The organism is Limnohabitans sp., from assembly GCF_031539175.1.
In the GTDB taxonomy this organism is placed as follows: domain Bacteria; phylum Pseudomonadota; class Gammaproteobacteria; order Burkholderiales; family Burkholderiaceae_C; genus Limnohabitans.
This window is the reverse complement of the sequence record NZ_JAVKLQ010000002.1, coordinates 54,293-67,600: the sequence shown is the minus strand read 5'-3', so window position 1 is coordinate 67,600 and position 13,308 is coordinate 54,293. Positions and strand designations below refer to the sequence as shown.

The following is a 13,308-nucleotide window of genomic DNA, read 5'->3' as shown; positions in this document are numbered from 1 at the left end:
CACGGGGGAAACACCTTTGAAAAACGTGTCTCAAGTGTAACGAGCGCGCCTGCAGCAATCGCCGACACCGCCTTAATATGTCCGCATGAATTTGATGCAACTCAAAGATTCACGCCTCGAAGTGGTGCGTATCCCTGCGCCGCCAGAGGCCAAGACCCGCCCAGATCGCGCCCCATTGGTGTTTTTGCACGAAGGCTTGGGCTCGGTCGCCATGTGGCACACCCGTGATGGTTTTTGGCCTGAACAGGTCTGCCAAGCCACAGGACGTGCGGGCGTGGTGTTTTCAAGACGCGGCTATGGCCAATCGGAAGACATGGCCGATGTGCGCGGCGCCAACGCACTGACGCCCGACTACATGCACCACGAAGCTTGGCATGTGCTGCCTGAACTGTTAGCAGCACTGCACATTCAAGCGCCCGTCTTGCTGGGCCACTCTGACGGCGGCACCATCGCTTTGCTGCACGCCGCACGCCACGCCTTGAGCGCCTGCATCGTCATGGCGCCGCATGTGAAGGTGGAAGCGGTGTCCATCACCGCCATTGAAGCCGCGCGCGACGCGTATGTGAACGGCAACCTGCGCGAACGCTTGGCCAAATTTCACAAGCATGTGGAGACGGCGTTTTGGCAATGGAACGACGTGTGGCTGTCGCCAGCGTTTCAAAGTTTTGACATTCGGGCTGAATGCCAAGGCATCCGCTGCCCCGTGTTGGCCCTGCAAGGCGTGGACGATGCTTACGGCACCTTGGCGCAAATTGAAGACATCGCGCCACAGTTCGCCTCTGTGAGCAGACACGCCCTGCCCGCCTGTGGCCATTCACCGCACCGCGATCAGCCAGCGCAGACGCTGGCCTTGATCACCGATTTTTTACGCGACCTGGCCTGAAGGCGAGATCAAGCGGACGTCAAACTGTTGGTCGCCAACAGCTTCAGCTCATCCTCAGAAATCCAACGCCACTTGCCCGGTGCCAAATCAGCCGGCAAAGGCATAGCACCGATTTGCGAGCGATGCAAACCCACCACCTTGTTGCCCACCGCCGCCAACATGCGTTTGACTTGGTGGTACTTGCCCTCGGTCAACGTCAAGCGCATGTGGTGTTCGGCCACGGCTTCGCAGGCGGCGGCTTTGACGGGCTTGGGCGAATCGTCCAACACCACGCCCTCGAGCAAACGCTGCACTTGCTTGGCGTCCACCGGATCATCGGTGGTCACTTCGTACACCTTGGGCACGTGGTGACGGGGTGAACTCATGCGGTGAATCAAGGGGCCGTCGTCGGTCAGCACCAGCATGCCCGTGGTGTCTTGGTCCAAGCGGCCCACTGCTTGGACGCCCTGCACCGCGCTTTTTTGTGGCCGTTGACGCAAGGCTGGCGGCAGCAAGGTGTAGAGGCTGGGCCAAGCCGAGGGCTTGTGCGAGCACTCGTAGCCCGCAGGCTTGTGTAGCAGCACATATGCCTTCTCGTGATAGGGCCAAACGATGCCCTGCACCACGTACATGAGGCCCTCTTTCACGGCCACGTCTTCGAGGTGGTTGTCGCAGTCAACGAGGCCTTGGCCTAAATCGACCTGCACATGGCCCTGCTGAATCAAACCCGCGCAAATACGGCGCGTACCAAAGCCTTGGGAGTACAAAATTTCTTGCAATTGCATCCTGTAATCGTAAACGCTGTCGTTTGCGTGAACATCGCGTCACAGAACCGCCCCAATCGATCCCTACAATGAATTTCGAGTTTGCCTTACCCATGCCCCAAGGAGTCACACCATGAAACGCCGCCCATTGCTTGCTTTCACCGCCTTCACCTCACTGGCCGCTGCCTTGTGCGCGCCGACGGCATGGGCACAAAATCAAGAAATTCGTATTGCCCACGTCTACAGCAAAACCGGCCCGCTAGAGGCCTATGGCAAACAAACGGCCACCGGCTTCATGATGGGCTTGGACTACGCCACAGGCGGCAGCATGACCATCGCAGGCAAAAAACTGGTGGTGATTGAAAAGGATGACCAAGGCAAACCCGATTTGGGCAAATCGCTCTTGGCCACCGCGTATTCCGACGACAAGGCCGATTTGGCCGTGGGACCTACCTCTTCTGGCGTGGCATTGGCCATGTTGCCGGTGGCTGAAGAGTACAAAAAAATCCTGATCGTTGAACCCGCTGTCGCCGACTCCATCACCGGCGAAAAATGGAACAAATACATCTTCCGCACAGGCCGCAACTCCAGCCAAGATGCCATTGCCAACGCGGTGGCGATGGACAAAACTGGCGTCACCATCGCCACCCTCGCCCAAGACTATGCGTTTGGCCGTGACGGGGTGAAGGCGTTCAAAGACGCCATCAAAAAAGCCAAAGTCGTGCACGAGGAGTATTTGCCCACCAACACCACCGACTTCACCGCAGGCGCTCAGCGTTTGATTGATCGACTGAAAGATCAACCGGGCCGCAAAGTCATCTTCATCATCTGGGCGGGCGCTGGCAACCCCTTCAAAATTGCTGACCTCGACTTGAAGCGCTACGGCATCGAAATCGCCACGGGTGGCAACATCCTGCCCGCCATGGCCAGCTACAAAAACTTCCCTGGCATGGAGGGGGCGACGTATTACTACTTCGGCATCCCCAAAAATGCCACCAACGACGCCATGGTGGCGCGCCATTACAACCAGTTCAAAACACCGCCTGATTTCTTCACGGCAGGCGGGTTTTCTGCCGCCATGGCCGTGGTCACCGCTCTGAAAAACAGCAATGGCGATGCACGCGCCAACACCTTGATCAAAACCATGGAAGGCATGAACTTTGAAACCCCCAAGGGAAAAATGACCTTCCGCGCCGCCGACCACCAAGCCATGCAGAGCATGTACCACTTCAAAATCAAAGTGGACCCTGCGTTCAACTGGGGCGTGCCTGAGTTGGTGCACGAAATCCGCGCCGAAGAAATGCAAGTGCCTGTTCGCAACAAGCGCTGATGCTGCAAACCCACGGTCTGACCATTCGCTTTGGCGGCCATACGGCCGTCAACGCGGTCTCGTGCAGCTTTGCACCGGGCACGCTCACCGCCATCGTGGGGCCCAACGGCGCAGGCAAAACCACCTACTTCAACCTGATCTCCGGTCAACTCAAGGCCAACGAAGGCCGTGTGGTGCTGAACGGCCAAGATCTCTCGGGCTTGAGCGCTTCGGCCCGCACCCATGCGGGCTTGGGCCGTGCTTTTCAACTGACCAACCTGTTCCCCAACCTGAGTGTGCTGGAAAACGTGCGTTTGGCCGTGCAGGCCACCCGCGCTGGCCCGCACCGCCAGGGCTTAAACCTGTGGAGCATCTGGAGCGACCACACCGCGCTGACCGAGCGCGCCCAAGCCCTGCTGCACGAGGTGTCGCTGAACGACAAAGCCCACGCCCCTGTGGCCAGCTTGCCGCATGGCGACCAACGCAAGTTAGAAGTGGCGCTGTTGATGGCGTTGGAACCCCAAGTCTTCATGTTTGACGAACCCACAGCAGGCATGAGCGCCGATGAAGCGCCCGTCATCTTGAACTTGATTCGCCGTTTGAAAGCGGACAAAACCAAAACCATCCTGTTGGTCGAGCACAAGATGGACGTGGTGCGCGAACTGGCCGACCGCATCATCGTGCTGCACAACGGCCAGTTGGTCGCCGATGGCGAGCCCGCCGACGTGATCGCCTCGCCCATCGTGCAAGAAGCCTATTTGGGCTCACGTGCACCCAACACCACGGTCTAAAACACCTCATGCCCCACACCACGCCAATGCTCACGCTCACCGACGTGCACACCCACATCGGGGCATATCACATCTTGCATGGCGTGAATTTGACGGTGCCGCGTGGCCAACTCACCATGCTGCTAGGCCGCAACGGCGCGGGCAAAACAACCACACTGCGCACCATCATGGGCCTGTGGCACGCGTCGCAGGGCCGCATCACGCTGGATGGCCAAGACATCAGCGCCAGCCACACCCCCGACATCGCTCAACAAGGCGTGGCGTATGTGCCCGAAAACATGGGCATTTTCGCGGACCTCACGGTGCAAGAAAACATGCTGCTGGCAGCGCGTCAAGCGCGACGGGCGCAAGACTTGGATGCCCAGCGCTTGGCGTGGATTTACAAACTCTTCCCCGCGGTGGAGAAGTTTTGGCATCACCCCGCGGGCAAACTCTCGGGCGGACAAAAACAAATGCTGGCGGTGGCGCGCGCCATCGTCGAGCCCCGCCAGTTGCTGATCGTGGACGAGCCCAGCAAGGGCTTGGCACCCGCCATCATTGACAACATGATTGACGCGTTTGCGCAACTTAAGGCCAGCGGTGTGACCTTGCTGCTGGTCGAGCAAAACCTGAGCTTTGCCCAACGCTTGGGCGACCAAGTCGCGGTGATGGACAACGGCCGTGTGGTGCACGCCGGCACCATGCAAGCGCTGAGCGACAACACCGACTTACAACACCAACTCCTAGGCTTGGCCCTATGAAGCAGCCCGAACTCGACCTGAAACCCTTGCTGCTGGTGCCACTGCTGGCCTTGATCGCGCTGCCCTTGATCGGTTCCCCGTCGAGCTGGCTGACCCTGACCGTGGCGGGCTTGGCCATGGGCATGATCATTTTTGTGATCGCCTCAGGCTTGACACTGGTGTTTGGTTTGATGGACGTGCTCAACTTTGGTCATGGGGTGTTCATCGCACTGGGCGCGTTTGTCGCCACCAGCGTGATGGGCGCCATGAGCAACTGGACGCAGTCGGCCAATGTGTGGCTCAACCTCGCCGCCGTGCTACCCGCCATGCTGGTCGCGATGGCCGTCGCAGCCGCCGTGGGTTTGGCTTTTGAACGCTTCATCGTGCAGCCGGTGTACGGCCAGCACTTGAAACAAATCTTGATCACCATGGGCGGCATGATCATGGGGGAAGAGCTGATCAAGGTGATCTGGGGACCGCAGCAAATTCCGCTGCCGCTGCCTGAAGGTTTTCGCGGCGCATGGGTGATCGGTGACGCCGCCATTGAAAAGTACCGCATGTTTGCCGTCGTCATTGGCTTGATGGTGTTTGCAGGCTTGGCATGGTTGCTCAACCGCACCAAGGTGGGCTTGCTGATTCGAGCTGGGGTGCAAGACCGCGAGATGGTGGAATCATTGGGCTATCGCATTCAGCGTCTGTTTGTGGGCGTGTTCGTGATGGGCAGCGCACTCGCGGGCTTAGGCGGTGTGTTGTGGGGGATGTACCAGCAAAGCGTGGTGCCGCAAATGGGCGCGCAAGTGAATGTGCTGATCTTCATCGTCATCATCATGGGTGGCTTGGGCTCCACTTTGGGCGCTTTGATTGGTGCCTTGTTGGTGGGCTTGATGGCCAACTACACCGGTTTTTTGTTTCCCAAGTTGGCCTTGTTCTCCAACATCGCCTTGATGGTGGCCGTGCTGCTGTGGCGCCCACAAGGCGTGTACCCCATCACCAACCGCTAACGAAAGTTCCTCATGTTGACCCGATGGCTGTCTGCTGACTTTCCCCGAAGCCGTGTGCTGGCGGCGCTGTTGATCGGCTTGCTGTTGGCCTTGGCCTTCTCACCCTTTTTATTTCCAGGCGTCAAAGCCCTGAACGTAGCGGCCAAGGTGCTGGTGTTTGTGGTGCTGGTGGCCAGCTTTGATTTGCTGTTGGGCTACACCGGCATTGTGAGCTTTGCCCACACCCTATTTTTTGGCATTGGCGCCTATGGGCTGGCCATCTCGCTCACCCACTTCGGGCCCACATGGACCGGTTTGTGGGCAGGCTTGGCCTGCGCCTTGGCCTTGAGTGCACTGCTGGCCTTGGCCATTGGGTTGTTCTCGCTCAGGGTTCGGGCCATCTTCTTTGCCATGATCACGTTGGCTGTCGCGGCAGCTTTTCAAACCTTGGCCTCACAACTGTCCGACTTCACAGGCGGCGAAGACGGCTTGACCTTCAATGTCCCAGCGTTGCTGTCGCCCAGCACTGAGTTTTTAGAAGACCCATTTTTAGGGGTGAGCATCGATGGGCGTTTGCTCTGCTACTACGTGCTGTTTGTGGTGGCGCTGTTGGCCTTGCTGTCGCTGCTGCGCATCGTCAACTCACCCTTTGGTCGCGTGCTGCAAGCCATCCGAGAAAACGAATTTCGCGCTGAAGCCATTGGCTACCGCGTGGTGGTGTACCGCACGCTCTCCAGCGTGATCTCGGCTTTGTATGCGTGTGTGGCAGGCGCCATGCTGGCACTTTGGCTGCGCTACAACGGCCCCGACACGTCGCTGTCTTTCGAAGTCATGATGGACGTGCTGCTGATCGTGGTGATCGGCGGCATGGGCAGCATGTACGGCGCGGCCATTGGCTCCGCCTTGTTCATGGTGGCGCAAAGTTATTTGCAAGACCTGCTGCGCGTGGCCCACGATGCCGCCAGCCAATGGCCGCTGGCACAAGACATGAGCTACGTGGTCGCCCTGCTCTCACCCGACCGCTGGCTGCTGTGGCTGGGCTTGTTGTTTGTGCTGGCTGTGTACCACTTCCCGACCGGCATCACGGGCCGTTTAAGAAAGTCTTGACCATGAAACCCTCCTCGCATTACCTCAACTGCGGCGGCTTTAACCTGCACTACACCGCATGGGGCGACCCATCGCTGCCTGCGGTCATCGCTTGGCACGGCTTGGCCCGCACAGGACGCGACTTTGATGCCTTGGCCGAACAGCTCTGCGGTCGATACCATGTGATCTGCCCAGACACGATTGGCCGTGGTTTGAGTCAATGGAGCCGAGCCCCTCAAGACGATTACAGTTTTGCCACCTATGCCCGCACGGCGCTGGGTTTGATGGATGGCTTGGGCCTCGACCAAGCCCATTGGATCGGCACATCCATGGGCGGCGCCCTGGGTTTGGTCTGCGCGGCAGCGTTTGAACTGCCGGCCTTCCAAGGCCGCATTCGCAGCCTGCTGCTCAACGACATGGCGCCTGAAATTTCAAGCTTGGCGGTCGAGCGGATCAAAGCCTACGCAGGCAATCCACCGGCTTTTGACACCGTGCCTGAACTCGAAGCATTTTTCCGCCAAGCCTATGCGCCGTTTGGCTTTCACACCGACGCGCAGTGGACGCATTTGGCTGAAACCTCGACCCGCCGCTTGCCCGATGGTCGCGTGACGCCCCATTACGACCCAGCCATTACCCAGCAGTTTTTTCGCGAAAAACCCGAGTACCCACTGTGGAACGAATACGACGCCCTGACCATCCCCGTGATGGTCATGCGCGGCGCCAACTCCGACTTGGTACTGCCCCCCACACTCGAAGCCATGCACACACGCGGCCCTGGCGCCAAAGGTTTGCTGCGTCTTGAGGAGATTGAGGGTTGCGGCCATGCGCCTGCTTTGAACATGCCAGCGCAATGGCAATTGGTACAAGGCTTTTTGCAAGGCGTTGGCGCATAAAAAAACCGCTGCTCTGAGAACAGCGGTTTGTCGTTGGAGGCTGGGGCAGTTGCCCCAACCATCAGGGTGATCAGCCCACCACCATCAAGTGGAACGGCCACACGTACGCTTGCAGCGTCACGTACAAGCCCACCAAGCAAGCCAGTGCGATCGAGTGGAAGAACACGTAGCGCAAGATGTCGCCTTCGTGGTTGAACCAACGTGTCGCGGTAGACGCCACCACGATGGACTGCGCGTCAATCATCTTGCCCATCACACCACCCGAGCTGTTGGCGGCGCCCATCAAGTTGGCGCTGAGGCCCAATTGCTCAGCGGCCACTTTTTGCATGCCACCAAACAACACGTTCGATGCGGTGTCAGACCCCGTCATAGCCACACCAATCCAGCCCATCAAAGTGCCGAAGAAGGGATAGAACACGCCGGTGTTGGCAAACGCCAAACCGAGGGTCGTGTCAGTGCCAGAAAAGCGTGTCAGCGTGCCCAAGCCCAACATCAACACAATGGTCAACAACGAATAACGCACCAACCAAAACGTGCGCACATAAGAGCGCACGATTTCTGCGGGCTTGTACTTCATCACCAAAGCGCCAACGATGGCCGCGACAAAAATACCTGTGCCTGTGGCAGACAACAAGCCCAACGTGTACACCGCACCTTCTTTGGTGGGGTTAGGCACCACCGGTGGCATCTTCTCCACCAAATTGTGCAGACCTTCGATCGGGAACGCAGGTGCCCAAATGCTGTTGAAGTAAGACTTCACGGCTGGCAAACCCCAGATGAACACGAACACAGACAAGATCACCCAAGGCGTCCAAGCACGCACCAGCTCGGCACGCGAATGCTTCACCACAGCCACAGCGGGTTTAGCGTCACCACCGTCGGTTTCGTGGCCTTTGAGCGAAGGCGAGGTCCAAATGGTTTTAGGCTGCCATACGCGCAAGAACGACACCAACGACACCATCGACACAATGGCAGCAATGATGTCCACCAGCTCTGGGCCAATGAAGTTAGACACCAGGTACTGAGGAATCGCGAACGACAAACCGGTCACCAAAATGGCGGGCCAAATTTCCATCATCGCTTTGCGACCGGCAAACGCCCAGATCAACCAGAACGGCACGAGCAGCGAGAAAAATGGCAATTGACGGCCGATCATGGCGGTCACTTCCATCAGGTCGTAACCGTGGACTTTGGCCAGCGTGATCACGGGCGTGCCCAAAGCGCCAAACGCCACAGGCGCGGTGTTGGCGATCAAGCTCAAACCCGAAGCGGCCAACGGCGAGAAGCCCAAGCCAATCAAGATGCCTGCGGTCACAGCCACGGGCGTGCCAAAACCAGCCGCACCTTCAAAGAACGCGCCAAAACAAAACGCGATCAGCAACAACTGCAAACGGCGGTCATCGGTGATGCCCGACAACGAGTCTTGCAACACTTTGAAGCTGCCGTTTTGTTCCGCCAACTGTTGCAAAAAGATGATGTTCAGCACAATCCAGCCGATGGGCAACAAACCCGTGAAACCGCCGTACATCGCAGCCTTGCTGGCCATCTCGACGGGCATGCCGTAAGCCACGATGGCCACCAGCAAAGCCGCCACCAAACCCATGCCTGCAGCAATGTGCGCTTTGATGTGCATGAATCCAAGCGCCACCAACATCACAACGACAGGAATCGCGGCCAACAAAGTGGACAACACCATGTTGTTAAACGGGTCATAGACCTGTTGCCAAACCATATTTTTCTCCTTCAAAAATTAAACCAAATTGGACCTACCAGTTGACCATAAAGCCATAAACACGACCTTGCATTGAGGTAGGTATTTACCCTAATAAATGCGCCATATAGGACGCAACAGCACGCATTTGCATCAATAATTGGTCAGACCACTTTGATCCACACATGAACCGCATTCAACCCTCGGCCATACGATTGGTCGACTCCGTCGTCACCGAACTCGAAAATCAGATCCTGGATGGCGCGCTACGGCCAGGCGACCGCATCCCCTCCGAACGCAAGCTTGCAGAAGATTTCGGCATCTCTCGTCAGTCCATCCGTGAAGCCATTCAAAAGTTGGTCGCGAAAGGCATGCTGGTCACGCGCCATGGCGGCGGCACGACCGTGACCGATCGACTCGATGCGCCGTTTGTCGATCCTTGGTATGACTTGGTCAAAGACCATCCCATGCTGCCGCGAGACGTTTTGGAATTTCGGGAGATGTTGGACGGTCAGGCCGTTCAATTGGCGGCAGAACGGGCCACCGATCTAGACATAGAACGCCTCAATCAAGCCTTCACGAGGCTAGATACAGCTTTTGGCACCAACGATCTCGATGAATGCATTGAGGCGGACGTTGCCTTTCATCAAACCATTGCCGAAGCATCGCACAATGTGCTGATCGGCCACTTGACATCGAGCCTGTTGCGCGTGATTCACGACCACGTTTCCAACAACCTCAAACACTTGCAATCAACCCCCAAAGAATGGGCGCGCTTGCGCAAGCAACACCGCACCATATGGATGGCGATCAAGGACAAAAAACCGACGCAAGCCAACATCGCGGTCAAAGCACACAGCGAATTTGTACGAGAAATTTTGGTCAACAGCGCGCTGGACGAATCTCGGCGTTTGAGTGCGTTGCGTCGCGTCAACAGCAACGCGCCTTAAGCCTCACGCGGCAGCCACAGTGGCAGCTTGAGCATCACCTCCGCAAAGGCCTCTGAATTCTCAAATGCTGTGAGCCATTGCGACAGCTGCGACCATGGCTGCGCATCAAACCACGCACGATCGGTACGTGCAAACTGGCGCACAAAGGGGGCCACGCAGGCATCGAGCAAACCCCAGTGCGCGCCCGACAAATAGGCATGCGATTGCGCATGGGTATGCAAGTTTGCGCGCAGCTGAGCCTCCCAACACATCAAGATCTCGGCACCTGAAGCGCGGTGCTGCAAGCCGTTCTCCAGATCAAAACGCTGCGGGTACTTGTAACGATCCAAATGAGCTTTGAACTCGCCATCGTTCAAAGCAATGCCCACATCGGCCAACGTTTTCGCCTCGGGCGACATGGGCAGCCAACCCTGTGGGTCGTGTTGCTTCAAAGCCCAATGCATGATGTCCAAGCTTTGCGCCAACACCTCACCCGAGGGCAAGCACAACACCGGCACCGTGCCTTTGGGTGACGCCGCCAGCATGGCGGCAGGTTTGGCTTTCAGCGCCACCTCGCGGTGCTCGTAGACCAGCCCGCTGATGCGCAAGGCCAAGCGTGCGCGCATGGCGTAAGGGCAACGGCGAAACGAATAAAGAACAGGCAGATCAGCCATGCTGCAAAGGCACAAAGGTGGCCCGCGCTTGCTCCCCCAAACTGTCGGTCAAGGTTTGCAACAGTCCGATCAACTGCTTGCGTTGCGCCTCATTCAAAGGCGCCATCAATTGCTCATAGGCGGCATGCACAGGCGCCTCTGCCTTTTTGAGCAAGCGCTTGCCGGCTGCGGTGAGCTGAACCGCCATCTGACGACGGCTGCTCGCCGACACCTCACGCGCGACAAGGCCGCGCTCTTCTAAGCCACGCAAGACGCGCAACACCGTCACCTTGTCAAACGCCAAGGCACGGGCCAAACGGCTTTGGTCAATTCCGGGCTCGCTGGCCAACACGGTCATGGCACCGTATTGCGCTTGCGTCAAACCCACACCGGCACAGGCATTTTCAAACACCGCGGCAGAAATTTGGTGGGTCCGCCTGAGCAAGAAGCCAGGGCGTTGGTACATGTTGGTCAAGTTCATGAATTCGGGTTTCTATGGGTACGCAGCGATGAGGCCGCCAACAATAATCGTTTGCATGCTAACAAACCAAATCACCCCATGAATCGGGATAAACGATGACAGCCAAAAAAGTAGCCATTATTGGCGGAGGCATTGCAGGCTTAGGTCTCGCCTTGGGTTTGCACGAACGCGGCATTGCGTGTGATGTGTACGAGAGCGTACCCGAGGTCAAAGAAATGGGCGTGGGCATCACCCTGCTGCCCCACGCCACCAAAGAGCTGGCCGCCTTGGGCGTGTTGCCCCAGCTCGAAGCGGTGGCCATCGAAAACTTGGAGAGCGTGTTTTACAACCGCTATGGCCAATACATTTACAAAGAATTGCGAGGCCGTCACGACGGCTACGCCACGCCAGAGCTCGGCATTCACCGGGGCAAATTGCACCGCATCTTGTTTGAAGAAGTGGTCAAGCGCTTGGGCACTGCACATGTGCACACCGGCCACCGCTGCATGCGTGTGGACCAAACCGAACAACTCGCCACCGTGACGTTTGAACTGGCCGAGGGCGGCACACGCCAAGTGCAAGCCGATGTGGCTGTGGCGTGTGATGGCGTGAACTCCACGGTGCGCAAGCAATTCTTCCCCGACGACAAGGTGTGCTTTGCGGGCATCAACACCTGGCGCGGTGTGACCGTGCACAAGCCCATCTTGACGGGCAAGAGCTACATGCGCGTGGGCTCCATCGACACCGGCAAGATGGTGATTTACCCCATCGTCGACAACGTCGACGGGCAAGGCAACCAGCTCATCAATTGGATGGCCGAAATTCAGCGTCCAGACACCAAGATGAATGACTGGAACAAACCTGGCAACGCCAACGATTGCATCGACATCTTCAAGGACTGGAAATTTCCGTGGCTGGATGTCCCCAACTTGATCTTGTCCGCCGAACGTGTGTTCGAGTACCCCATGGTCGACAAAGACGCGCTGCCGCAATGGAGCTTTGGTCGCGTCACGCTGATGGGCGACGCCGCTCACCCCATGTACCCGCGCGGCTCCAATGGCTCCGCACAAGGCCTCATCGATGCACGCACCTTGGCCGACTTGTTGAGCAAACACACCGACGTGGTGGCGGCCTTGCAGCAGTACCAAGACTTGCGCCTGCCCACCACCGCCAAGATTGTGCAAACCAACCGCACCGTGCCGCCCGACGCCATCATCATGAAGGCCGATGCACTCAGCGGTGGTCAGCCGTTTGGCCACATCGACGATCTGATCAGCCAAGCTGAGCTGCGCCAAATTTCTGACAACTACAAACAAGTGGCGGGCTTCGCCGCCAAGTCTTAACACATCGCAAGGAGACAACCCCATGGACCGTCGTCACTTTTTCCAAAACTCCGCCTTGGTCACCACCGGTGCCTTGGTGGGCTGCGCCACACCTGGCTTTGCAGCAGGCGCCCCCAAAACACCGTTTGCCGTGCCTGCCACCTACATTCCCATCGTGGGTTCGGACGAGATGTTTCCCATCCGTCGCATTTACTGCATTGGCCGCAACTACGCCGCGCACGCCCGCGAGATGGGTTCTGACCCCACACGCGAGCCGCCGTTCTTTTTCCAAAAGCCCACCGACGCCATTCAGTACGTCGCGGCAGGCACTGTGGCCAACCACCCCTACCCCACGTTGACCAAAAACTACCACTACGAAGCCGAGTTGGTGGCGGTTCTGGGCAAGGGCGGACGCAACATCTCTGTCGACAAAGCTTTGGACTTGGTTTACGGCTACACGCTGGGCCTCGACATGACACGCCGCGATTTACAACGCGGCATGGGCGACCAAAAGAAGCCTTGGGAAATTGGCAAAAGTTTTGACCAATCTGCCCCCATCGGCGCGGTGCACAAAGTGGCGCAGACCGGCCACTTCACCCAAGGTGACATTTGGCTCAAGGTCAATGGTCAAGTGAAGCAAAAGGCAGATCTGAAACAAATGATTTGGTCAGTGGCTGAACAAATTGCCCAACTCTCCGAAGCCTTTGAGTTGTTCCCCGGCGACATCATTTACTCGGGCACACCTGAAAACGTGGGCCCCGTGGTGCGTGGCGATGTGATTGAAATGCACATCGATGGTCTGCCTAATTTGAGCGTGAAGATTGTTTAA

At 57.8% G+C, this 13,308-nt stretch carries 14 protein-coding genes; 10 read left to right on the top strand and 4 right to left on the bottom strand.

Annotated elements, in window-relative coordinates; translation table 11 throughout:
- Nucleotides 1–85 precede the first annotated feature (85 nt).
- Nucleotides 86–883, top strand: a complete 798-nt coding sequence (locus RMS95_RS00610; protein WP_310642748.1) for an alpha/beta hydrolase — start codon at nucleotides 86–88, stop codon at nucleotides 881–883.
- A gap of 8 nt (nucleotides 884–891) precedes the next feature.
- Here RMS95_RS00610 and RMS95_RS00605 read toward each other — a convergent pair whose 3' ends face one another.
- Nucleotides 892–1,647 (bottom strand): 16S rRNA pseudouridine(516) synthase, encoded by a 756-nt coding sequence (locus RMS95_RS00605; RefSeq protein WP_310642747.1) that lies wholly within the window; start codon nucleotides 1,645–1,647, stop codon nucleotides 892–894.
- A gap of 112 nt (nucleotides 1,648–1,759) precedes the next feature.
- Between RMS95_RS00605 and RMS95_RS00600 the strand changes: the two genes are divergently transcribed.
- From RMS95_RS00600 to RMS95_RS00575, 6 genes are read left to right on the top strand one after another with little or no spacing between them, the layout of a single operon-like run.
- Nucleotides 1,760–2,956, top strand: a complete 1,197-nt coding sequence (locus tag RMS95_RS00600) for a substrate-binding domain-containing protein (protein WP_310642746.1) — start codon at nucleotides 1,760–1,762, stop codon at nucleotides 2,954–2,956.
- On the top strand, nucleotides 2,956–3,726 hold the full coding sequence (locus tag RMS95_RS00595; RefSeq protein ID WP_310642745.1) for an ABC transporter ATP-binding protein: 771 nt from the start codon (nucleotides 2,956–2,958) through the stop codon (nucleotides 3,724–3,726). Before RMS95_RS00600 ends, RMS95_RS00595 begins: the two co-directional genes overlap by 1 nt.
- An 8-nt stretch (nucleotides 3,727–3,734) precedes the next feature.
- The gene (locus RMS95_RS00590) at nucleotides 3,735–4,466 is read left to right on the top strand and encodes an ABC transporter ATP-binding protein (protein WP_310642744.1); all 732 of its coding nucleotides are present in this window, start codon (nucleotides 3,735–3,737) and stop codon (nucleotides 4,464–4,466) included.
- Nucleotides 4,463–5,446, top strand: a complete 984-nt coding sequence (locus RMS95_RS00585; RefSeq protein ID WP_310642743.1) for a branched-chain amino acid ABC transporter permease — start codon at nucleotides 4,463–4,465, stop codon at nucleotides 5,444–5,446. The genes RMS95_RS00590 and RMS95_RS00585 overlap by 4 nt, the downstream gene beginning before the upstream one ends.
- A gap of 12 nt (nucleotides 5,447–5,458) precedes the next feature.
- The gene (locus RMS95_RS00580) at nucleotides 5,459–6,532 is read left to right on the top strand and encodes a branched-chain amino acid ABC transporter permease (RefSeq protein ID WP_310642742.1); all 1,074 of its coding nucleotides are present in this window, start codon (nucleotides 5,459–5,461) and stop codon (nucleotides 6,530–6,532) included.
- Nucleotides 6,533–6,534: 2 nt separating this feature from the next.
- Nucleotides 6,535–7,404 carry an alpha/beta hydrolase gene (locus RMS95_RS00575; protein WP_310642741.1) on the top strand — a complete coding sequence of 290 codons (870 nt, stop codon included), beginning with the start codon at nucleotides 6,535–6,537 and terminating at the stop codon, nucleotides 7,402–7,404.
- Nucleotides 7,405–7,474: 70 nt separating this feature from the next.
- Here RMS95_RS00575 and RMS95_RS00570 read toward each other — a convergent pair whose 3' ends face one another.
- Nucleotides 7,475–9,136 (bottom strand): L-lactate permease, encoded by a 1,662-nt coding sequence (locus RMS95_RS00570; protein ID WP_310642740.1) that lies wholly within the window; start codon nucleotides 9,134–9,136, stop codon nucleotides 7,475–7,477.
- 164 nt (nucleotides 9,137–9,300) lie between these two features.
- On the opposite strand from RMS95_RS00570, the gene RMS95_RS00565 reads away from it, so the two are divergent.
- Nucleotides 9,301–10,065 (top strand): FCD domain-containing protein, encoded by a 765-nt coding sequence (locus tag RMS95_RS00565; RefSeq protein WP_310642739.1) that lies wholly within the window; start codon nucleotides 9,301–9,303, stop codon nucleotides 10,063–10,065.
- Here RMS95_RS00565 and RMS95_RS00560 read toward each other — a convergent pair.
- Both RMS95_RS00560 and RMS95_RS00555 read right to left on the bottom strand, forming a co-directional pair.
- Nucleotides 10,062–10,718: a glutathione S-transferase gene (locus RMS95_RS00560; protein ID WP_310642738.1), complete on the bottom strand. Its 657-nt coding sequence runs from the start codon at nucleotides 10,716–10,718 to the stop codon at nucleotides 10,062–10,064. The two genes, RMS95_RS00565 and RMS95_RS00560, sit on opposite strands and share 4 nt — an antisense overlap.
- The gene (locus tag RMS95_RS00555; protein WP_310642737.1) at nucleotides 10,711–11,178 is read right to left on the bottom strand and encodes a MarR family transcriptional regulator; all 468 of its coding nucleotides are present in this window, start codon (nucleotides 11,176–11,178) and stop codon (nucleotides 10,711–10,713) included. Before RMS95_RS00555 ends, RMS95_RS00560 begins: the two co-directional genes overlap by 8 nt.
- Before the next feature lie 95 nt (nucleotides 11,179–11,273).
- On the opposite strand from RMS95_RS00555, the gene RMS95_RS00550 reads away from it, so the two are divergent.
- Nucleotides 11,274–12,500 (top strand): flavin-dependent oxidoreductase, encoded by a 1,227-nt coding sequence (locus RMS95_RS00550; RefSeq protein WP_310642736.1) that lies wholly within the window; start codon nucleotides 11,274–11,276, stop codon nucleotides 12,498–12,500.
- A 22-nt stretch (nucleotides 12,501–12,522) separates the two neighbouring features.
- Nucleotides 12,523–13,308: a fumarylacetoacetate hydrolase family protein gene (locus RMS95_RS00545; protein WP_310642735.1), complete on the top strand. Its 786-nt coding sequence runs from the start codon at nucleotides 12,523–12,525 to the stop codon at nucleotides 13,306–13,308.

Coding starts and splice junctions, on each gene's coding strand:
- RMS95_RS00610 (WP_310642748.1), top strand. CDS start 86: ATGAATTTGATGCAACTCAAAGATTCACGCCTCGAAGTGGTGCGTATC.
- RMS95_RS00605 (WP_310642747.1), bottom strand. CDS start 1,647: ATGCAATTGCAAGAAATTTTGTACTCCCAAGGCTTTGGTACGCGCCGT.
- RMS95_RS00600 (WP_310642746.1), top strand. CDS start 1,760: ATGAAACGCCGCCCATTGCTTGCTTTCACCGCCTTCACCTCACTGGCC.
- RMS95_RS00595 (WP_310642745.1), top strand. CDS start 2,956: ATGCTGCAAACCCACGGTCTGACCATTCGCTTTGGCGGCCATACGGCC.
- RMS95_RS00590 (WP_310642744.1), top strand. CDS start 3,735: ATGCCCCACACCACGCCAATGCTCACGCTCACCGACGTGCACACCCAC.
- RMS95_RS00585 (WP_310642743.1), top strand. CDS start 4,463: ATGAAGCAGCCCGAACTCGACCTGAAACCCTTGCTGCTGGTGCCACTG.
- RMS95_RS00580 (WP_310642742.1), top strand. CDS start 5,459: ATGTTGACCCGATGGCTGTCTGCTGACTTTCCCCGAAGCCGTGTGCTG.
- RMS95_RS00575 (WP_310642741.1), top strand. CDS start 6,535: ATGAAACCCTCCTCGCATTACCTCAACTGCGGCGGCTTTAACCTGCAC.
- RMS95_RS00570 (WP_310642740.1), bottom strand. CDS start 9,136: ATGGTTTGGCAACAGGTCTATGACCCGTTTAACAACATGGTGTTGTCC.
- RMS95_RS00565 (WP_310642739.1), top strand. CDS start 9,301: ATGAACCGCATTCAACCCTCGGCCATACGATTGGTCGACTCCGTCGTC.
- RMS95_RS00560 (WP_310642738.1), bottom strand. CDS start 10,718: ATGGCTGATCTGCCTGTTCTTTATTCGTTTCGCCGTTGCCCTTACGCC.
- RMS95_RS00555 (WP_310642737.1), bottom strand. CDS start 11,178: ATGAACTTGACCAACATGTACCAACGCCCTGGCTTCTTGCTCAGGCGG.
- RMS95_RS00550 (WP_310642736.1), top strand. CDS start 11,274: ATGACAGCCAAAAAAGTAGCCATTATTGGCGGAGGCATTGCAGGCTTA.
- RMS95_RS00545 (WP_310642735.1), top strand. CDS start 12,523: ATGGACCGTCGTCACTTTTTCCAAAACTCCGCCTTGGTCACCACCGGT.